We start from the raw sequence: 19,478 nt of genomic DNA on the forward strand, positions 1-19,478 counted from the left end.
TTTTTCTGCTCGCCTTTCCAGGGACTTAACCACATGACGCGGCTCCGCGAGGCCTGCTCGGGAACCGTCTCTGGCTAGGGCCCGAAGTCCACCTTGTGCATGATCCGTCCGGGCAGCAGCGTGAACACTCCGGCAATCACGAGGGCACCGGAAAACAGCGTGATCATGGCCCGGCGATGGGCCGCCACCCGATGGCGGTGCGCAGCCCACACCGCAAGCGGCAGCACGGCCAGCGTGTAGAGCGACAGCAGGTGGATCGGGCTCCATGGCCCGACCAGCCGGATGGTGTGGATCCAGAACGAGCTGGCTGCAACGGCAACCATGAGCGCGACCCAGACCCAGCCGATCGTTCGATGCGGCAAGGTCCCCTTCGGGGCCGCGAACTGGACGAGTCCCAGCGCAAACGCCGACATCGCGGCGACGGCGTGCAGCAGGACGGCGGGTTCAGCGGCGAGCAGCGGTGCGAAGCTCATGCAACACCCCCGTGGTCAGACGGCAGCGGCCTGAACGTCGTGCGGCCGCCCCTGCGCCTCAGAACGGAATGTCGTCGTCCATGTCGCTGTTGCGTCCGCTACCACCGGCCGAAGCGACCGCGCGGCGCGGAGGCGCCATCGACGGACCGCTGCTGCCGAAATCGCCGCCACCCATGTCATCGGAGAAGCTGCCGCCACCGCCGCCGCCCCGGCCATCGAGCATCGTCAAGGTCGAGTTGAAGCCCTGCAGAACGACCTCGGTCGAGTACTTCTCGACACCGCTCTGGTCGGTCCATTTGCGGGTCTGCAGCGCGCCCTCGATGTAAACCTTGGCGCCCTTCTTCAGATACTGCTCGGCGACCTTGCAAAGACCCTCGTTGAAGATCACCACGCGGTGCCACTCGGTCTTTTCCTTGCGCTCGCCGGTCGCCTTGTCGCGCCACGTTTCCGACGTCGCAATGCTCAGATTGGCGATCGGCCGCCCATCCTGCGTACGCCGGATCTCGGGGTCCTTGCCAAGATTGCCGACCAGAATCACCTTGTTCACACTACCCGCCATCACCACTCTCCCGCGGTTCTCGATCATCGGACCGGCCGTCCACACCGGCCTCACGGCGTCCGGTGGCTAACCCTTCCTCTCGCGGCGGACCCTATACGGTTGCCGCGCGGTCCACCCGCCCTGTCCATTGCTTATCCACATATAGCAGGCGGAAGGCCATTGTTCCAGTTTTGTTCGCGCGCATATGTCCACAACCGTGCGTCGAGTTCCGCGGAACTCGACGGAACCGCAAGTCCTCGCAAATGGAACCAGGAAAAAGTTCCCTATTCACGAAAAAGGGATTAACTTTCATCAAGTTAGCTCGCCGCACTTCCTCCTCGGCTGTGGCTTTTGGGAGACGGTATCCAGGGTTGAATAGCGTATATTTCTGGACGGATTGGGGCCGCAAGCGTGGTCGCACCAACTTCACAGAAGTGCGTCTCCGGGGACCAATTGGAGACGCCCAACGCGGGAGACTTGGGATGAAAAGAATTTTTCTCGGAGCTGTCAGCTTAATGGTTTTGGGGGCGCTGACGCCGGCGGGAGCCGCCGATCTCGCCGCCCGCCCGTACACGAAGGCCCCGGTGGTGGCGCCGGCGCCACTTCCGACCTGGGCCGGTTTCTATCTCGGTCTGCAGGGCGGCGGCGGCTGGGGCCGAAGCAACGAGACCTTCTTCGGAGCGCCCAATACGGCGATCTTTGCCGGCACCCAGAACTATAACACCAGCGGCGGCTTCATCGGCGGTGTGGTCGGCTACAACTGGCAGGTCGACAACATCGTGTTCGGTCTCGAGGGCGACTATCACTGGGCCGACATCAACGGCCGGTCGGGCGTCATCAACGCCGGTCTCGGCGATACCTACTTCACCAGGCTGCGCGGCTTCGGCGACATCAAGGGCCGCCTCGGCTGGGCTGCGGGTCCGGCGCTGTTCTTTGTCAGCGGCGGCGCTGCCGTCGGCGATCTCCAACACCGCTACGACGCAGCGCTCAATGGCGGCGCGGCGAATAGCTTCGCTCAGAACAACTGGCGCTGGGGTTGGACGATCGGTGCCGGCGCCGAGTACATGTTCGCGCCGAACTGGTCGGCCAAGGTCGAATACAACTATCTCGACTTCGGCAAGAGCTCGATTCAGTACAGCGCGGTTCCGGCCAATCGCTCCGAGTGGAGCGACACCGTGCACACCGTCAAGGCCGGCGTCTCCTATCACTTCAGCGGCCCGATCGTGTCGCGCTACTGATTGCACGCGCAAATCGAATGTGTCGAAAGGCCGGCCTCGCGCCGGCCTTTTTTGTGTGCCAGAACCGGTACTTGCTGGGCCGTTGTGTCATTTGGGTGACGGCTTTTTACGACGGAAGGGGCTATCAAGGTCCGGCGGGTGGGCGTTGGTGAGAGTGTGCGTGCGGGCGTCGGACTTGGTTTGGGGAATGCGATGAGAAGGCTGTTGCTGGGGGCGACAACTTCGCTGGCGCTGGGGATTGCGCCGGCCATCGCTGCCGACTTGCCCGCGCGCACCTTCACCAAAGCGCCTGCGATGATCACGACGATCTATGATTGGAGTGGCTTCTATATCGGCCTGAATGCCGGTGGCGCATCGGCCCGCACCTGCTGGACCAACAAGGTCAGCTTCGCCGGCGTGGCCGCAACCAACGCGGAAGGCTGCCATGACGCAACCGGCGCGCTGGCTGGCGGCCAGATCGGCTATCGCTGGCAGGCCGGCGGCTGGGTGTTCGGCGTCGAAGGCCAGGGAAACTGGGCCAACCTCAAGGGCAGCAACACCAGCCAGTTGGTCCCGCCCGTGACCAACCAGACCAAGATCAATGGGATCGGCTTGCTCACCGGCCAGATCGGCTATTCCTGGAACAACGTGCTCTGGTACGTGAAGGGCGGCGCCGCGGTTGCGGGTGAGAAGTACAACGGTCTGTCCACGGCAACTGGCGGTGTGCTCGACCAGTCCAGCGCCACGCGCTGGGGTGCGGCTGTCGGCACCGGCGTCGAGGTCGGCTTCGCCAAGAACTGGTCGGTCGCAGCCGAATACGAGCACCTGTTCATGGGCAACCGCACCCTGGGCTTCTCGGGCGTTCCCGGTGGAGCCGCGGGCCGGACCGATGCGGTCGGCCAGGACGTCGACATGGCGACGGTCCGCGTGAACTATCGCTGGGGCGGTCCCGTCGTATCCAAGCACTGACCCTCGAGGACTGGCAGTCGAAGACTGGCACTCCAGGGGCTGACGCGCCAAGCGCTCACCCCCCCCTCGCGCCTCGGGACAGCTCTGCGATCTGCACGACCGGTCGCGATCTTTACCAGCGCTTAAGTACGTTCGGCACATCCCGCCACGCGCCTGCTCCCGATCACGAGTTTAGAAAGCAGTCTCTCCTACAACCAGCAACAGGCCACCTTCGCGTGGGCCCGGATCGGAGGGATCCGGAGCGTGGTGTATTGGGACTGGGGAGAGACGAATGCAGAAGACGACCTTGATCTTGACCGCAAGCGCCGCGGCGCTGGGACTGGCGCCGGCCTCAGCGGCCGACTTCGCGACGCGCCCTTACAGCAAGGCGCCACCGCCGGCCTATGTCACGCCGCTGCCGAACTGGGCCGGGTTCTACCTCGGCGTCAATGGCGGCGCCGATTGGAGCCACAACTGCTGGACGCTCAATCGCGTCGGCGGCGTGCCGGTCGTGCCGACCCAGTCCGAAGGCTGCCACAATGCCTCGAGCGGCCTCATCGGCGGCCAGGTCGGCTATCGCTGGCAGGCGGCGAGCTGGGTGTTCGGCGTCGAGGCCCAGGGCAACTGGACCGACCTGAAGTCGTCCAATGCGAGCACGGCGGCGCTGGCTGCGGGCATCACCAACAACACCAAGACCGATGCGATCGGCCTGTTCACCGGCCAGGTCGGCTACGCCTGGGGCAACGTGCTCTGGTACGTGAAGGGCGGCGCCGCCGTCACCCACAACAAATACACCGGCACGGCGAATGCGGCTGCGCCCTTCCCGGTCGGCACGCTGCTGGATTCCGCCAGTGAGACCCGCTGGGGCGGCACCGTCGGCACGGGCGTCGAGTTCGGCTTCGCGCCGAACTGGTCGGTCGCCGTCGAGTACGACCACCTGTTCATGGGCTCGCGCGACATCAGCTTCCCGGCCACCGCAACCGTGCTGTCGCGCGTCGATACCATCAAGCAGGACATCGACATGGCGACAGTCCGGGTGAACTATCGATTCGGGGCGCCGATGGGCACGCGCTACTGAAAAAAGCCGCCGCTCGCACGCATTCGGAAAGGCCGGCCCTCGCGCCGGCCTTTTTCGTGTCAACAGCCCGGCAGCGTCGCGGCGTTTTTGTGCTAAATATATGATTTATAACGCTTTTTCGTTTCTGTGGCGGGCGCGTTACAGCCTCACCGGGATGCCCTGTGTATGACTTGCCCATCGCTTGTCATTCCAACCTCCCGGGGGAGAATTTGATGAAGAAGTTGTTTGTGATCACGACGGCGCTCGTCGGCATCGCAACGGCCACGTCCGCTTCGGCGGCCGACATGGCGGCACGTCCCTATACGAAGGCGCCGCCGATGGTCGCGCAGATCCTGAGCTGGTCGGGCCTCTACGCCGGCATCCAGGGCGGCGGCGGCTGGGGCACCAGCAAGGAGACCTTCCTCGGCCGCTTCAATGCGCCGGGCTTCCTGGGCACCCAGAACTACAACACCAATGGCGGCTTCGTCGGCGGCGTGGTCGGCTACAACTGGCAGGTCGACAACGTCGTGTTCGGCCTCGAAGGCGACTATCACTGGGCCGACATCAACGGCCGCTCCGCCGTGGTCAATGCCGGCCTCGGCGACACCTTCTTCACCAAGCTGACCAGCTTCGGCGACATCAAGGGCCGCCTCGGCTATGCCGCAGGCCCCGCCCTGTTCTTCGTCAGCGGCGGCGCCGCGGTGGGCCAGTTGCAGCATCGCTATGACGGCGTCCCCGGCAACGTCTTCAGCCAGAATACCACCCGCTGGGGCTACACGGTCGGCGCCGGCGCCGAGTATATGTTCGCGCCGAACTGGTCGGCCAAGCTCGAGTACAACTATCTCGACTTCGGCAAGAGCGCGATCCAGTACAGCGCTTTCGCAACCAACCGCTCCGAGTGGAAGGACACCGTCCACACCGTCAAGGCCGGCCTCAGCTACCATTTCGGCGGCCCGGTCATCGCCAAGTACTGACACCTGCAACCGACAGGTTCCGAGAAAGGCCGGCGAAAGCCGGCCTTTTTTGTTGCCCTGATGCCACCTTGCCGGCTCGCCACACCCGGAACCAAGCAGTTGAGTGACATAGGCTTTCTGGAACTTGCCCGTAAAAACGCGGTTTGGCCGCGAGTGTGTCTTCAGGGTGACGGTAATCCGTACGGAACCGGGCTATAGGAACCTCGTCAACTTGAACGGGTGAGTCTGTTTCGTGCGTAAAACTCTCGGTGCGATGCGGACTGCTAGGAATTAACTGGAGACTGGAATGAAGAAGATCCTGCTCGCGACCGTGGCCTTGGCCGCCCTGGCCGCTCCCGCTGCCGCCGCTGATCTTGCCGCGCGCCCGACCTATACCAAGGCGCCGGTTGCCGCGCCTGTGCTGACCTGGACCGGCTTCTACATCGGTGCCATGGGCGGCTATGCCAACGAGGATGCTGACTTCGCGGCCATGAAGGGCGGCTTCGCTGGCGGCACCGTCGGCTACAACTGGCAGCAGGGCGCTGTCGTGTTCGGCCTCGAGGCCGACGCCGCTTGGGCCGACATCAACGCAAACGTTGGCGCGCTCGGTGTCAACGCCGAATCCAAGATCCGTGACTGGGGCACCGTCCGCGGCCGCATCGGCTACGCCTTCGGCCCGACCCTGCTGTACGCGACCGGTGGTTACGCCTGGGCTGACAACCGCATCTCGCTGACGGCTCCGGGCTTCGCCGCTTCGGACAGCAAGATCCACTCCGGCTGGACCGTCGGCGCTGGCGTCGAGTACATGTTCGCCCCGAACTGGTCGCTGAAGGGCGAATACCTCTACAAGAGCTTCGGTGGCGAGAGCTACACCTTCACCGGCCTCGGCACGCTCGCGACCGGCACGCTCAACGTGCATTCCGGTCAGGTCGGCATCAACTACCACTTCTAAGTCTTCGCCTCCGGGCCAACGCACACAGCCTCCGCTCTGCCAGAGCGGGGGCTTTTTCTTTGCGGGATCGCGCACAAGGCAGGACGGAACCGGCAGCCTCCTGCCATTCGCTGCCATTCCCTGAGCGCATTGTTGATGATTCGCTGACGGCACTGGAAATCCAGCCCCGTTCTTCCTACGTTCCGACGATACCTTTTCCCTCTGGCGTCCGATGGCCGGCTTCCGGCGAACGCGCCTGCAACGATGGCGCGACTCTGCGCCGTGGGACGATCGTCATGGATGAAGTGCTCAAGGCCAAGCAGCGCGCGCAAGCCAACCAGTCGAGCCTGCGGGCGATCACGATCCGCGGCGCCCGCGAGCACAACCTCAAGAACGTCGACGTCGAGATCCCGCGCGACAGGCTCGTGGTCTTCACCGGCCTGTCCGGTTCCGGCAAATCCTCGCTCGCCTTCGATACGATCTATGCCGAGGGCCAGCGCCGCTACGTCGAATCGCTGTCGGCCTATGCGCGCCAGTTCCTTGAGATGATGCAGAAGCCTGATGTCGACCAGATCGACGGCCTGTCGCCGGCGATCTCGATCGAGCAGAAGACCACCTCGAAGAACCCGCGCTCGACGGTCGGCACGGTCACCGAGATCTACGACTACATGCGGCTGCTCTGGGCGCGCGTCGGCGTGCCCTACTCCCCGGCCACCGGCCTGCCGATCGAAAGCCAGACCGTCTCGCAGATGGTCGACCGCGTGCTGGCGCTGCCCGAGGGCACCCGCCTCTATCTGCTGGCCCCGGTCGTGCGCGGACGCAAGGGCGAGTACAAGAAGGAGCTCGCCGAATATCTCAAGAAGGGCTTTCAGCGCGTCAAGATCGACGGCACCTTCCATGAGCTCGCCGAGGTGCCCACGCTCGACAAGAAGTTCCCGCACGACATCGACGTCGTCGTCGACCGCATCGTGGTGCGCCCCGACATCGGCCAGCGCCTCGCGGAGAGTTTCGAGACCGCGCTGAAGCTCGCGGAGGGACTCGCCGTGATCGAGTTCGCCGACGCGCCCGCCTCCGCCGCCCCGGCCGAGGAGAAGAAGAAGACCGCCAAGATCCATGACAAGAGCGGGCCCGAGCGCATCCTGTTCTCGGAGAAGTTCGCCTGCCCAGTCTCCGGTTTCACCATTCCCGAGATCGAGCCGCGGCTGTTCTCGTTCAACAATCCCTACGGCGCCTGCCCGGAATGCGGCGGCCTCGGTGTCGAGCAGCACGTCGATGCTGATCTCGTCATTCCCGACAAGGACGTCACCCTGCGCAAGGGCGCGATCGCCCCCTGGGCCAAGTCGTCCTCGCCCTATTACCTGCAGACGCTGACAGCGCTCGGCAAGTTCTACAAGTTCACGCTCGACACCAAGTGGAAGGACCTGCCGAAGAAGACGCAGAACGCGCTGCTGCACGGCTCCGGCGACGACGAGATCAAGTTCACCTATGAGGACGGCGTCCGCGCCTACGACACCAAAAAGCCGTTCGAGGGCGTGATCACCAACATCGAGCGCCGCTTCCGCGAGACCGAGAGCGAATGGGCGCGCGAGGAGCTCGGCAAGTACTTCAACGACGTGCCCTGCGCCGGCTGCAACGGCTTCCGGCTGAAGCCCGAGGCGCTGTGCGTCAAGGTCGCCGGCAAGCACATCGGCGAGATCTCCGAGCTCAGCGTCAGGGCTGCCGGCGAATGGTTCGCCGAGGTGCCGAAGCAGCTCAACGCGCAGCAGACCGAGATCGCCACCCGCATCCTCAAGGAGATCCGCGACCGCCTCACCTTCCTGCTCGACGTCGGCTTGAACTATCTGACCCTGGCGCGCTCCTCCGGCACCTTGTCGGGCGGCGAGAGCCAGCGCATCCGCCTGGCGTCGCAGATCGGCTCGGGCCTGACCGGCGTGCTCTACGTGCTCGACGAGCCCTCGATCGGCCTGCACCAGCGCGACAACGCCCGCCTGCTCGACACGCTGAAGCGGCTGCGCGACCTCGGCAACACCGTGATCGTGGTCGAGCATGACGAGGATGCCATTCGCCTCGCCGACTACGTGCTCGACATCGGCCCCGGCGCCGGCACCCATGGCGGCAACATCGTCGCCGAGGGCACGCCGGCCGAGATCATGCGCAATCCGGCGTCGCTGACCGGCAAATATCTCACCGGCGAGCTCGAGGTCGAGGTGCCCGAGCGGCGGCCACCGAACCATCGCCGCACCATCAAGGTCGTCAACGCCCGCGGCAATAACTTAAAGAACGTCTCGGCCGAGATCCCGCTCGGCCTGTTCACGGCGATCACCGGCGTCTCCGGCGGCGGCAAGTCGACGCTTCTCATCGACACGCTCTACAAGGCGATCGCGCGCAAGCTCAACGGCGCCAACGAGGCCGCCGCGCCGCACGACCGCATCGAAGGGCTGGAGCACATCGACAAGATCATCGACATCGACCAGTCGCCGATCGGCCGCACCCCGCGCTCCAACCCCGCGACCTATACCGGCGCGTTCACGCCGATCCGCGAATGGTTCGCCGGCCTGCCGGAATCGAAGGCACGCGGCTACGAGCCGGGCCGCTTCTCCTTCAACGTCAAGGGCGGCCGCTGCGAGGCCTGCCAGGGCGACGGCGTCATCAAGATCGAGATGCACTTTTTGCCCGACGTCTACGTCACCTGCGACGTCTGCAAGGGCAAGCGCTACAATCGCGAGACCCTCGACGTGCTGTTCAAGGGCAAGTCGATCGCCGATGTGCTCGACATGACGGTCGAGGAGGCCGCCGAGTTCTTCAAGGCGGTGCCGCGCGTGCGCGACACCTTCGAGACGCTGCGCCGCGTCGGCCTCGACTACATCCATGTCGGCCAGCAGGCCACCACGCTCTCCGGCGGCGAGGCGCAGCGCGTCAAGCTCGCCAAGGAGCTGTCGAAGCGCGCCACCGGCCGCACGCTCTACATCCTGGACGAGCCGACCACCGGCCTGCACTTCCACGACGTCAAGAAGCTGCTGGAGGTGCTGCACGAGCTGGTCGCGCAGGGCAACACGGTGGTCGTGATCGAGCACAATCTCGAGGTCATCAAGACCGCCGACTGGGTGATCGATCTCGGCCCCGAAGGCGGCGACGGCGGCGGCGAGATCGTCGCCTGGGGCCCGCCCGAGGACATCGTCAAGGCGCCGCGCAGCTACACCGGGCAGTTCCTCAAGCCGGTGCTGGAGAAGTCAGCCAAGCCGAAGAAGCGCAGCCGCGGCGCAGCCAGCGAGGCGGCGGAGTAGTTGCCCTCAATTCCCTTGTATCGATCGTCGTTGCGAGCGAAGCGAAGCAATCCAGGGCCGCGTACGCGATTCTGGATTGCATCGCGCTCCTCGCAATGACGCATGTGGTCGATACCGGTTCATCACAGCAAAGCCCGCCGCTCTCTGCAGAGCGGCGGGCTCGATGTTTCCACAACGAACTCAGATTACCACTGGCGATAATATCCGCTGCGCGTGCCGTTGTTGTTGCCGCCCGGGCCGACGTCGCCCTGGGTCGAGCTCGGAGTCGGGTGGTTGGTGCCGTTGTAGCCGGTGCCCCAGCCCGGGCCGTCATACGGGCCCGGCGCGACCGCGACGTAGCCTTCCTGATAGACCGGCCCCGGCGCCCAGGCGAAGGAATCGCGGTAGGCGTAGGTGCTGGTGACCTGGCCACCATAGCCGTAGCCGCCCGGGCCGTATTCGCCGGCCGAGGCCGCAGCGGTGCCGGCCACGAGCGTGACGGCGGTCAGCGCGGCGAATCCAAACGTGCGCGTCATGAACTTGCTCCTTCGTTCCTAATTCTTGGAGAACAAACGATATCGATCCATCCAAGGTTCCGCCGATCCCCACAACAATCGTGCGACACAACGCGACGCTCACCTTCGCGCGACCTCGTGATCCAATGGCTTCGTGACATCGCCGACACGCGCAGCGAACCCGTCCGACACGACAAACCCGCAGCTCTTGTCGAGCGGCGGGTTTGATCGCCTAACGTTTAACGCGAGATGGCGGCTACCACTGCCGGTAGACACCGGTCAGCGTGCCGTTGTTGTTGCCGGACGGACCGACATCGCCCTGGGTCGAGCCAGGAGTCGGATGGTTGGTGCCGTTGTAGCCGTGGCCCCAGGCCGTTGTACCCCACGCCACCTCACCCGGCGCGTAGGCCGGCGCCGGCGCGGCGTCATACACCGGCTCGGAATCGTTGCCCTGTGTCGGCGGCCCCCAGGCCATCGAGTCGCCGTAGCGGGCATAGCCCTGCGCGGATGCGGCGGCGGTGCCGAGCACCAGCGTGGCGGCGGCCAGCGCGGCCATCTTGAGCGTGCGTTGCATGTGTCTCTCCTTGCTCTTGTACGGGGGTCAACGATCGCACTGCGCAAGGCGTTCCTGCAGCGCACGCTCACAAAGGCCGTGAGAGATTGTTGATCGGATGCGCGTCAAAACCCTCTTGCAGACCTGCGGGAGCAGGCTCGCAAGAGGGCAACGCGAGACGCGACCCGGACGGCGACGTCCCCTGATCAGCAGCTCACGCTGCGACGGCGACCGCCCGCGGCCGCGCCACGCCGGTCTTGGTGACCCCCGGCAGCGGCGGCGCCGTCGTGCCAGTCGCGTGCGGGAAGTACTGCAACTGCATGGAATGCATGTAGCCGGCTTCTGCGGTCCAGGAATCGTTCGTCTCCACGATCGGCGTGATCGTGAACAGGTCCGGATTGCTCGGCACGATCGACGTATAGGTCGGGATCGTTGCGCTGAGGATCTCAAGCGGCTTGTAGATCGAGTAGTAGTTGGTGTCCTTCAGGACCGGCGCCGGCGGCGCATAGGTGACGAGAATCCCTTTCAGATTGGCCCATCCCATCGGCACGATGTCGTTGCTGTTGACCGCCGCATAGTAGGTATAGGCCTTCGCGAAGGTGGTCGCGAAGCCCGCGTTCCACATGGTCGGAGCCGCGAAGGTGTGCGGCCACAGCGTGAACTTCAGCGACGAGTTCAGCTTCGGCAGTTGATCCTTCAGCCACGCCGTCGCCACCACGGCGAGCGCGCCGCCCAGGCTGTGCCCGGTCACCATCAGTTGCAGATTCTGCTTGCCCGCAAGGCCGCGCAGATAGTCGAGCAGCGACAGGTCCGTCGCGGGATCGGTGAGCGCGATGACCAGCGCCAGCGCATCGTTGATCCCGGCACTGATCTGCAGCGGCGAGCCGGCCTGCTGCGGATACAGCCACGGCACCTGGAAGACTGCATCGACGTCGGCGAGCACGTTCTCGAAGGCACCGCCGACCGAGCCGTCGACATCGGTGCCGCGGAACGCCAGCGCGTAGCTGCCGTCGCTGCCTTGCGCGACATAGGCGAGCACGCCGTTGTTGACCGCCGGGCCCCAGACGAGCGACCACGGACCGTTCGCTGCGCCCGACGGAACGGACTTCAGCATCGTCACGAAATCGTTCGGCTGGACCGTATCGAGCGCGTCGTCGATATAGGCGAAGTAGGACAGATACGCTGCAGCAACCTTGTTGAGGGCCATGTGAAATCTCTCTGGCTTGAATGATGAAAACAAATTCGATCAAATCGGGCAGGCAGACCCTGATCCGCCGGCGCATCGGGATCATAGACCGCGTTATTTCCAGGTGCACATCACAACATGTTCAACCCCTGATCATCGAACGTCACGATGGAGCTGCGACACGCAAGGGTCGCATCTCATTGCGCGCCGCCCCTCCCATTGCTATGGCGCAGGGCTGTCGCACGACGACACGCCTCGACGATCATCAGCCCCTCGCCACGCTCACCCCGCGCGATGCCATATTCCCTCGTCATCTTCGATCTCGACGGCACGCTCGCCGACAGCTTCCCGTGGTTTCGCACCCACGTGAATGCCGTCGCCGTGCGGTACCGCTTTCGTCAGGTCGAGGAGCAGGACATCGACGGGCTGCGCCATGCCTCGACCCGTGAGATCCTCGATTTCCTTCAGGTGCCGCGCTGGAAGCTGCCCTTGATCGCGCGCCACGTGCGCCGGCTGAAGACGGCGCATGCAGCAAGCATCCCGCTGTTTGCAGGCGTCGACATCATGCTCGACACGCTTGCCGCGAACGGCACCATGCTCGCATTGGTCTCGTCGGACAGCGAGGCCAACGCGCGGCAGAAGCTCGGATCGCGCGCCGGTCTGTTCGCCGATTTCGATTGCTCAGCCTCGGTGTTCGGCAAGGCACGGAAGTTTCGCCGGGTGCTGAAGCGGCTGCGCGTCGACCCGGCCCAGGTCATCGCGATCGGCGACGAGACCCGCGACATCGAGGCTGCGCGCGCCGCCGGCATCGCCTTCGGTGCGGTGACATGGGGCTATGCCGCGGAGCAGGCGCTGCGCGACCACCAGCCGGAGCTGCTGTTCACCCGGATGGACGAGATCGTGGAACGGTTGGTGGTGCCCGCCAGACGAGATTCGTAGCCTGCATCAGCGCCGGCGACATGCAGGGATAACGACGAGCCTCGATACCTCCCCGCGTCATTGCGAGCTACGCTCGCAATGACGGAGGCTGCAGATGCAACTCCATTCCCGCCACTGGCCGGCCTGCCTCACCGCCGCAGGAACGCGCCGAACGCGCGCGGGCCGTTGCCGACCTTGATCTCCCCTGTGACCTTCAGTGCGGCCACGTCGATGACGCTCAGGATGTTGCTCTCCCAATTGGCGACGATGACGCGTCGGCCGTCGGCCGTCGCCTCGATGCCCTCGGGATAGTCACCGACATTGATGCGCTGGAGCGGCTGGAGGCTCGCCAGGTCGAACACGCTGACCGTGCCGTCATACTGGTCGGTTACGAAGCCCTTGCCCTGCGCCAGCGCCACCGCATAAGGCCGCAAGCCGGTCTTGACCCGGCCGATCTCGCGACGCTCGGCGAGGTCGATCACCGAGACGTCGTTGGAGGCGACATTCGCCGTGTAGGCGCGCTTGCCCTCGGCGTCGATGGTGACACCGAACGGCCGCGTGCCAACCTTGATGGTCGCAAGGCGCTGGCGCGTCGCCGTGTCGATCACCGAGACCATGTCGTCGTCGCGGTCGGCGGAGAGCAGCAGCTTGCCGTCTTGTGTCACCGCAAGCCCCGACGGCGAGGCGCCGACCGCGATGCTGCCGGTCACGGTCCGGGTCTTCGCATCGATCACGCGAATTGCGGCGTTGTACCAGTCTGCGACGTAGACCGTCGAACCGTCCGGCGTCACGGCAATGCCGAGCGGGCCGCCACCGACCTCGATCCGTCCAACAACCTTTCGCGCGACAGCGTCGACGACGCTGATGCTCTTGTCGTCCGGACTCGCCACATAGGCGAAGCGTCCGTCGGCAGCCACCGCAACGCCGGCCGGCTTGCCGCCGATCGGGATCGTCGCCACCGGCTTCGAGGTCGCGAGGTCGACGATGGTCAGATCATCGCTGAGCTGATTGGTGACGAAGGCTTCTTCGGCGTGGGCACTGGCGCAGCAGACGAGCACGGCTGCGAGCAGAAAAGCTCGAATAGGATCTGAGAGACGAGGAGTGGCACAGCGGCTTGCCTTGTACCCACCTCGCCCCGCTCTTGTCCGCCGTAGCTCGCAGAGCGAAGGCGAATGCGGGGCCGCGACGAGCTTCGCTCGCGCTGAGAGGTCGGATTGCATCGCCAGATGCAATCCGGGTGAGGGGGCACAGGTCTCACCACCCACACCACCCGTTCGGCTGCCCCTCACCCCAACCCTCTTCCCGTAAGAACGGGGAGAGGGAGCGCAGCGCTGACTTGGCGACATGGTCGCATCCAATCAGCTCCCGCTCTCTACCTTCTTCTTCAGTCCCTCGAGCCCGCCCTTGTAGAGCCCGGTCACCGCATTGACCGCGGCCTCGTCGCTCAGCTCCGGCGGCGGATCGTTGTTGGGGAAGCCGCGGTAGAACGCGCCGGTCCATTCGACCACGCTGCCTTTGCCATCCGCACTCGGCGTCACTGCGATGGTCGACGAGTAGTTTGTCACCGGCAGCACCTTCACATCGACCGCCGTGATCCGGTACGAATAGCTCATCTTCTCGGCGTCGTATTTGTAGAGCTCCTCGTCGACCGTGGCGCCGCCCTTCAGGGTCAGCTTGCGGGTGGCGCCGATCTCGTTGCCCTTGTCGCCCGCGGTCTTGTCGACGACGCCGAGCCAGCTCATGTCCTGGAAGTTGCCGATCACGGCCCACACCTTGGCGGGTGCGGCGTTGATCTCGACGTGCTCCTGCACCTTGCGCCGGGTGGGACCATGCGCATCCGCCGTGCTCAAAGCCGTCGTTGCGATCGCGAGCGCCGCCGTTGCGGCCAGCGCCTTGCCGAACACCATCCTCATCTCGTTTCCTCAACCATTCTCATTTGGCCCGCGCATCTGGCGCGGCGGACCCATCTTTGCACCGCTCCCGATTGTTGCAACAAAAAAGACCGTGTCGTGGCGCTCGAAAGCGGGTCAATTGGCGCCACAGCAGCGCTTGTATTTCTGGCCGGAACCGCACGGACAGGGATCGTTGCGGCCGACCTTGCCGAAGGAGGCGAACGGATTGGGTTGCTCAATGAAGGCGGGCGCGCCGGGCACGGGCGCCCCGCTCCGCCGATGACGGTTGAGGGTCAGCACCGCATGGCGGATGTCAGCAGGTGCTTCGCGGTCGAGCCTGGTATTCTCGACGCGGTCGGCATTCTCGTCGCGCGCCAGCTCGATCGCCACCATCAGGCTCAGGGCCGCCTCGCCCACGTCGCCGTCGACGTTCCGGTAGGCCTTGAACCGCTCTTGACGCAGGTCCACCGCCGCAGCGAAGCCGTCGATCCACAACTCCCAGATCACACTGCCGTCGATCGGATCGACCGGATAGCGCGGCTGATACAGCTCCGGCGTTTGCGTGAGCGTCCGGGCGATCTCGTCATGATACGCCATCACCAGGTCGAGCACCGCATTGGCGTGGTCGATGCTCGCAAACACCGAGTGGCGGCCTTTGCCGAACCCGAACGCCGCGGCGAACCATTCGCCGGGCGGGACCTGCTCCGGCAGGACCAGCAGGCCGGCGATGAAGCCGTCGAGTTCCTCCAGCACCATGGCGCGGTCGTCGAGGGCGAGCAGCGCCTGGTCGAGCTCGTCGTGACGGTTGGCCTGCTCCGACATCTGAAACCCTGCTTCCCTCACCCCGCGTCGCGACCTGATTTGCCCGACGCGCACGCCGCGAAGGCGTGACGCGACCATTTTGACACCAAAACGGCCTTGCGCGCAAAATCTATATTTCGACGCGGGATCAGCGCCATCACCCCTGTCCAGTCGTGTCGCGAAAAATATTCTTCTTTCGTTTTTTCGGAATTTGCGTTCTTCTGGGTGCGTCCTGCACTCACGAGAGGGGCGCTTCGCGGTCGTCACGGGCGTTGAGTGCGGGATGCGATGGACGTCACGGGCCCGGCGCAAATGCGCAGACGACGGGTCCGGCGGCGGACGGCGAAATCGTGTGGTCCTGACCTCCCGACGCTGAGGTCAAGCTGGTGGTGATGCTCACGCATCGCGCCGGTGACGGTGGCCAGAAAGCCCGGTGCACCGAGGAGATCACGCATAAGCCGTAACACCATCGCGCAGGGAAGGCCGGGTCATCTCGGCTGAGCCTGTGGTTCCTGCCCCGTGCATTTTTCCCGCACGGGGGCCGCGGGCATCAGCGGATGCCCGGCCTTCCCTGCGCCCTCTCACTTCGAGGAGGGCAGAATATGATGCAAAGCCCGGACGCCATTCGCACGCGGGAACGCGGACTCATGTCTCTCCGTCATCGCGAGGAGCAAAGCGACGAAGCGATCCAGAGTCTTTGCGCAGCCCTGGATTGCTTCCGCCTGCGCCCGATGGGCTTCGGCGGACACGTCGCTTCGCTCGCAATGACGGCGGAGCAAGTTGGTCGACCTCGCCAACTCTCATGCACCACACCCCGCCCTCACTCCGCAAGCACCGCCTGCACGAAGCCATCGGGATCGGCGCAGAACTCGCGCAGGGCCTTGAAGTGATCGGTGTCCTGCACAGCGACCTTCTCGAGACCGTATTTGGTCAGGCGCAGCAGGGTCGCGCCGGGATAGGCCATCAGGACCGGCGCATGCGTCGCCATCAGCACCTGGCAATGACCAGACTCGTCCATCCGCTGCATCAGCTTGAGAAACTCGATCTGGCGCGCCGGCGACAGCGCCGATTCCGGCTCGTCGAAGATGTAGATGCCCTGGCGCTGGCAGCGCTCCTCGAAGAAGCGCAGGAAGCCCTCGCCGTGGGAATGCGACAGGAAGTCGGGCGGCGGCCCTCCGAATGGATCGTCCAACGCGGCCTCGTCGAGATAGCGCGCCACCGAGAAGAAGCTCTCGGCGCGGAAGAACCAGCCCTGCGTGATCTTCGGCAGCCAGCTCGCACGGAACGCGGCACCGAGCGTGCCCCCCATGCGCTCGATCGCACGACCATGATCCACCGGCCTGTAGCCCTTGCCGCCACCGGCCTCGTCATAGCCGGCCAGCGCCGCGATGCCTTCGAGCAGGGTCGATTTGCCGGTGCCGTTCTCGCCGACGATGATGGTGATGGCGCTCGTGAAGCTCAGCTCGAACTCGTCCTGCAGGAACGGCAGGCAGAACGGATATTCAGCGCGGTCGGCGATCTTGGCCGGATCGAGCCACAGCCGCTTCAGATAGGGGGCGCGCAGCCGGATCTCGCGTTGCTTCCTCGCCATGACGCCTTCACAAATTCGGTGACATCGCGGGCAATCTCGCACAAGGCGGCGGGATCGGCTACCGTCCCACGCGGGCTACGCCGCGACCTCCAGCACCAGCTCCATCGTCATCAGCACCGGGTTGTCGCCGCGAACCAGACGCCCCTGCGCCAACGCGCCGGTGTAGTCCACCAGCGCGACGTCGAGCGTGGCTTCGAGACCGACAGCGCCGGGCGCGATCGCGCCCGAGGCGATGGTCAGCTCGGTCGCAAACGGCTCGACCACAGCACCGCTCTCGAAGCGCGCGCCGATGGTCGAGCCGACACCGCCGCGGATCCGCGCCCTGCTGATGCCTTGCGCGCGGCAGAACTCCTCCAGACAGCCGGCAAAATCCTGGTTCGGCCGCAGCCGCAGCGCGAAGGCACGGCGATCCGTTGGGGCGCTGCTCGGTGCGGCCGCCACCGGGCCGAACAGCTTGAAGCCGGTTTCGGGATCAGGCGCGGCGGTGAAGATCGCGCCATCGAGCCCGAACGCCTCGACCTCGAACGGCTCGGCGACCACAGTCTCCTCGGGCAGGATGTGGCCACCACCGGCCCGGCCGCCCTCTTCGGTCCACAGCGCGTGACAATGGAAGAACGGCGCGCCGTCGCGCACGCCCAGCGTCATGGTCGCGGTCGAGAGCTGGGTGACACCGGCGGGCCGATAGGTCTCGCTGTAGAACGCGGCATGATCCGGCGCCTTCGACAGCGCCGGCATGACATAGGCGAACGGTCCGAGCGCACCTCCTTTGATGTCGAGCACGCCGCCGGCAAAGCCTTCACGCGCAAAGCCGCGATGGGCCGCTTCCAGCAGCGGCAACCCCTGCTCCATGGTGAAGGTGAAGGCGCGGCCGCGCGCCTCGACCCACTGGACGCGGTCGGCCACCGGCGCGCCGGGCTGTTTGATGAATCGCATCAGTGCTCAGCCCTGCCTGGTGAGATCGAGCAAGCCGCGCGCCTCGAGCTCGTCGCGCACGAGACGCTTGGGGATCTTGCCGTAGCCAGACTTCGGCAGCGCGTCCCAGAAGAAGAAGCGCTTCGGCATCTTGTAGCGCGGCAGCTTGGTGGCGAGATAGCCGGCGATCGCGCTCTCGCTCGGCACGGCCGCGCCCTCGCGCGCCACGCAGACGGCGACGCCGACCTCGCCCCACACGGGATCAGGCACGCCGAGCACGGCGACCTCGCCGATGTCGGGATGGGTCAGGATCTTCTCCTCCACCTCGCGCGGATAGATGTTGGAGCCGCCGGAGATGTACATGTCCGACGCGCGGCCGGTGATGTAGACGAAGCCTTGCGCATCCATGTGGCCGAGATCGCCGGTGCGAAACCAGCCGTCGCGAAACGCCTTGGCATTGGCGTCGGGATTGTCGTAGTAGCCCGCGAACACGGCCGGACCGATGACGCAGATCTCGCCGGTCTCGCCCGGCTTCAGCTCGCGCCCCTGATCGTCCTGGATCGAGACCTGCATGCCCGTGCGCTCATAGCCGCAGGTGCCGATCCGCGCCTCCGGTCCATCCTCTTCCTCGTGCGCCGCGGCCGGCAGCACCGTGATGTTGCCGGTGACCTCGCCGAGGCCGAAATACTGGACGATGACCTTGCCGAGCCGCGCCAGCGCGCGCTTCTGGTCCTCGCGATACATCGGCGCGCCGGCATAGATCACATGGCGCAGCGAGGAATGATCGAACTGGTCGGCGGCGGGATGCTCGACCATCATCTTCAGGATGGTCGGTACCGTGAACAGGTTGCTGACGCGATGCACCTCGATCAGGCGGAAGGCTTCGGTGATGTCGAACTTCTCGCTCGGCAGCAGCACGGTCGTGGCACCGCGCGCGCTCTGCATCAGCTGGTGCACGCCGGCGCCGTGCGACAGCGGCGCCACGACGAGAGACGCGTCGTGCTCGGTCGTGCCCGGCGTCAGGTCCGCGAGATGGTTGGTGATGACGAACGCCATCTGGCCATGCGTCAGCACCGCCGCCTTGGAGCGGCCGGTCGTGCCCGAGGTGAAGAAGAACCAGCAGGGATCGTCGTGCTCGACGGCAGCGTTCGCGACGTGTGCGCCGACATGCGCCTTCATTGCGTCGGCCACGGCCCCCGTGCCGAAGCTGCCGCCGTCACCGATGCGCCAGGTGAAGTCAGCAGTCGTCACTGCGGCAGCGTGCTCCGGAAAGTCGCCGTGGCAGAGAAACGCCTTCGCGCCCGAGGCGGTCGCGAGGTAGGCGACCTCGTCCGGCATCAGGCGGAAATTGGTGGGCACCCAGACCGCGCCGAGCCGGAACGCGGCAAACATCGAGACGAACATCTCCTCGCAGTTCTTGGAGTGCACCAGGATGCGATCGCCCTTGGCGATGCCCTGCTCGGCCAGCGCCGCCGCGAGCGCCGAGACCATCGCGTCGATCTCGCGCCAGGACCACGACCTCTCGCCCCAGACGAAGCCGACGCGGTCGCCGAGCCGGCGGCCGTTCTGCGTCACGATATGCGCGAGATTCATCACCCGCCGCGACATCCGCAGCTGTGTGCCACTCATCGACGAGCCCTCGCATCCCGGCAGCAAATGAACAGACCCATGACAGCGTCCCCTCGATCGATTCTCGGGCGGTCTCGGCCACCCGTTACCTTCCCGCTTGT

18 protein-coding genes are annotated in these 19,478 nt (G+C 65.4%); 7 read left to right on the forward strand and 11 right to left on the reverse strand.

Annotated features, from left to right (window positions below; translation table 11 throughout):
• Nucleotides 1-74: 74 nt before the first annotated feature.
• Together QW868_RS00835 and QW868_RS00840 are read right to left on the reverse strand one after the other, a co-directional pair.
• Complete coding sequence (locus QW868_RS00835; protein WP_316229703.1) at nt 75-473, reverse strand: DUF2306 domain-containing protein; 399 nt, start codon at nt 471-473, stop codon at nt 75-77.
• A 58-nt stretch (nt 474-531) separates the two neighbouring features.
• On the reverse strand, nt 532-1,032 hold the full coding sequence (locus QW868_RS00840) for a single-stranded DNA-binding protein (protein ID WP_316229704.1): 501 nt from the start codon (nt 1,030-1,032) through the stop codon (nt 532-534).
• Nucleotides 1,033-1,493: 461 nt separating this feature from the next.
• On the opposite strand from QW868_RS00840, the gene QW868_RS00845 reads away from it, so the two are divergent.
• From QW868_RS00845 to uvrA, 6 genes are all read left to right on the forward strand, one after another.
• Nucleotides 1,494-2,249 carry an outer membrane protein gene (locus tag QW868_RS00845; protein WP_315780069.1) on the forward strand — a complete coding sequence of 252 codons (756 nt, stop codon included), beginning with the start codon at nt 1,494-1,496 and terminating at the stop codon, nt 2,247-2,249.
• A 192-nt stretch (nt 2,250-2,441) separates the two neighbouring features.
• A complete protein-coding gene (locus tag QW868_RS00850; protein ID WP_316229705.1) occupies nt 2,442-3,197 on the forward strand; it encodes an outer membrane protein in 756 nt (251 codons plus the stop codon).
• Nucleotides 3,198-3,468: 271 nt separating this feature from the next.
• The gene (locus QW868_RS00855) at nt 3,469-4,254 is read left to right on the forward strand and encodes an outer membrane protein (RefSeq protein WP_315738111.1); all 786 of its coding nucleotides are present in this window, start codon (nt 3,469-3,471) and stop codon (nt 4,252-4,254) included.
• Nucleotides 4,255-4,466: 212 nt separating this feature from the next.
• A complete protein-coding gene (locus QW868_RS00860) occupies nt 4,467-5,207 on the forward strand; it encodes an outer membrane protein (protein ID WP_315738112.1) in 741 nt (246 codons plus the stop codon).
• 286 nt (nt 5,208-5,493) lie between these two features.
• Entirely contained in the window at nt 5,494-6,138 is a 645-nt protein-coding gene (locus QW868_RS00865; RefSeq protein WP_315797488.1) for a porin family protein, read from the forward strand.
• Nucleotides 6,139-6,413: 275 nt separating this feature from the next.
• Nucleotides 6,414-9,401 (forward strand): excinuclease ABC subunit UvrA, encoded by a 2,988-nt coding sequence (gene uvrA, locus QW868_RS00870; RefSeq protein WP_316229706.1) that lies wholly within the window; start codon nt 6,414-6,416, stop codon nt 9,399-9,401.
• A gap of 185 nt (nt 9,402-9,586) precedes the next feature.
• On the opposite strand, the gene QW868_RS00875 is transcribed toward uvrA, so the two are convergent.
• The 3 genes from QW868_RS00875 to QW868_RS00885 form a co-directional block, all read right to left on the reverse strand.
• Nucleotides 9,587-9,916 (reverse strand): hypothetical protein, encoded by a 330-nt coding sequence (locus QW868_RS00875; RefSeq protein WP_315797490.1) that lies wholly within the window; start codon nt 9,914-9,916, stop codon nt 9,587-9,589.
• Between the two features lie 235 nt (nt 9,917-10,151).
• Nucleotides 10,152-10,469, reverse strand: a complete 318-nt coding sequence (locus QW868_RS00880) for a hypothetical protein (protein WP_315738116.1) — start codon at nt 10,467-10,469, stop codon at nt 10,152-10,154.
• Between the two features lie 193 nt (nt 10,470-10,662).
• Entirely contained in the window at nt 10,663-11,655 is a 993-nt protein-coding gene (locus QW868_RS00885) for a lipase family protein (RefSeq protein WP_316229707.1), read from the reverse strand.
• Between the two features lie 273 nt (nt 11,656-11,928).
• On the opposite strand from QW868_RS00885, the gene QW868_RS00890 reads away from it, so the two are divergent.
• On the forward strand, nt 11,929-12,573 hold the full coding sequence (locus tag QW868_RS00890; protein ID WP_316229708.1) for an HAD hydrolase-like protein: 645 nt from the start codon (nt 11,929-11,931) through the stop codon (nt 12,571-12,573).
• A 128-nt stretch (nt 12,574-12,701) separates the two neighbouring features.
• Here the strand turns inward: QW868_RS00890 and QW868_RS00895 are convergent, their stop codons facing one another.
• The 6 genes from QW868_RS00895 to QW868_RS00920 all read right to left on the reverse strand — a co-directional run bounded on the left by QW868_RS00895 (nt 12,702) and on the right by QW868_RS00920 (nt 19,377).
• Nucleotides 12,702-13,634 carry a cytochrome D1 domain-containing protein gene (locus QW868_RS00895; RefSeq protein ID WP_316229802.1) on the reverse strand — a complete coding sequence of 311 codons (933 nt, stop codon included), beginning with the start codon at nt 13,632-13,634 and terminating at the stop codon, nt 12,702-12,704.
• Between the two features lie 276 nt (nt 13,635-13,910).
• Nucleotides 13,911-14,465: an SRPBCC family protein gene (locus QW868_RS00900; RefSeq protein WP_316160122.1), complete on the reverse strand. Its 555-nt coding sequence runs from the start codon at nt 14,463-14,465 to the stop codon at nt 13,911-13,913.
• A 114-nt stretch (nt 14,466-14,579) separates the two neighbouring features.
• On the reverse strand, nt 14,580-15,512 hold the full coding sequence (locus QW868_RS00905) for a UPF0149 family protein (RefSeq protein WP_316229709.1): 933 nt from the start codon (nt 15,510-15,512) through the stop codon (nt 14,580-14,582).
• Nucleotides 15,513-16,065: 553 nt separating this feature from the next.
• A complete protein-coding gene (locus tag QW868_RS00910; protein WP_316229710.1) occupies nt 16,066-16,836 on the reverse strand; it encodes an AAA family ATPase in 771 nt (256 codons plus the stop codon).
• Nucleotides 16,837-16,911: 75 nt separating this feature from the next.
• Entirely contained in the window at nt 16,912-17,769 is an 858-nt protein-coding gene (locus tag QW868_RS00915; RefSeq protein ID WP_315738122.1) for a PCC domain-containing protein, read from the reverse strand.
• 6 nt (nt 17,770-17,775) lie between these two features.
• Nucleotides 17,776-19,377 carry an acyl-CoA synthetase gene (locus QW868_RS00920; protein WP_315780087.1) on the reverse strand — a complete coding sequence of 534 codons (1,602 nt, stop codon included), beginning with the start codon at nt 19,375-19,377 and terminating at the stop codon, nt 17,776-17,778.
• Between the last annotated feature and the right edge of the window lie 101 nt (nt 19,378-19,478).

Origin of the sequence: Bradyrhizobium sp. SZCCHNR1051, assembly GCF_032489615.1 — a bacterium.
Taxonomy (GTDB): Bacteria; Pseudomonadota; Alphaproteobacteria; order Rhizobiales; family Xanthobacteraceae; genus Bradyrhizobium.

What these genes read in the sequence shown, in the direction of transcription:
- QW868_RS00835 (WP_316229703.1), bottom strand. Translation starts at nt 473, where the DNA reads ATGAGCTTCGCACCGCTGCTCGCCGCTGAACCCGCCGTCCTGCTGCAC.
- QW868_RS00840 (WP_316229704.1), bottom strand. Translation starts at nt 1,032, where the DNA reads ATGGCGGGTAGTGTGAACAAGGTGATTCTGGTCGGCAATCTTGGCAAG.
- QW868_RS00845 (WP_315780069.1), top strand. Translation starts at nt 1,494, where the DNA reads ATGAAAAGAATTTTTCTCGGAGCTGTCAGCTTAATGGTTTTGGGGGCG.
- QW868_RS00850 (WP_316229705.1), top strand. Translation starts at nt 2,442, where the DNA reads ATGAGAAGGCTGTTGCTGGGGGCGACAACTTCGCTGGCGCTGGGGATT.
- QW868_RS00855 (WP_315738111.1), top strand. Translation starts at nt 3,469, where the DNA reads ATGCAGAAGACGACCTTGATCTTGACCGCAAGCGCCGCGGCGCTGGGA.
- QW868_RS00860 (WP_315738112.1), top strand. Translation starts at nt 4,467, where the DNA reads ATGAAGAAGTTGTTTGTGATCACGACGGCGCTCGTCGGCATCGCAACG.
- QW868_RS00865 (WP_315797488.1), top strand. Translation starts at nt 5,494, where the DNA reads ATGAAGAAGATCCTGCTCGCGACCGTGGCCTTGGCCGCCCTGGCCGCT.
- uvrA (WP_316229706.1), top strand. Translation starts at nt 6,414, where the DNA reads ATGGATGAAGTGCTCAAGGCCAAGCAGCGCGCGCAAGCCAACCAGTCG.
- QW868_RS00875 (WP_315797490.1), bottom strand. Translation starts at nt 9,916, where the DNA reads ATGACGCGCACGTTTGGATTCGCCGCGCTGACCGCCGTCACGCTCGTG.
- QW868_RS00880 (WP_315738116.1), bottom strand. Translation starts at nt 10,469, where the DNA reads ATGCAACGCACGCTCAAGATGGCCGCGCTGGCCGCCGCCACGCTGGTG.
- QW868_RS00885 (WP_316229707.1), bottom strand. Translation starts at nt 11,655, where the DNA reads ATGGCCCTCAACAAGGTTGCTGCAGCGTATCTGTCCTACTTCGCCTAT.
- QW868_RS00890 (WP_316229708.1), top strand. Translation starts at nt 11,929, where the DNA reads ATGCCATATTCCCTCGTCATCTTCGATCTCGACGGCACGCTCGCCGAC.
- QW868_RS00900 (WP_316160122.1), bottom strand. Translation starts at nt 14,465, where the DNA reads ATGAGGATGGTGTTCGGCAAGGCGCTGGCCGCAACGGCGGCGCTCGCG.
- QW868_RS00910 (WP_316229710.1), bottom strand. Translation starts at nt 16,836, where the DNA reads ATGGCGAGGAAGCAACGCGAGATCCGGCTGCGCGCCCCCTATCTGAAG.
- QW868_RS00915 (WP_315738122.1), bottom strand. Translation starts at nt 17,769, where the DNA reads ATGCGATTCATCAAACAGCCCGGCGCGCCGGTGGCCGACCGCGTCCAG.
- QW868_RS00920 (WP_315780087.1), bottom strand. Translation starts at nt 19,377, where the DNA reads ATGAGTGGCACACAGCTGCGGATGTCGCGGCGGGTGATGAATCTCGCG.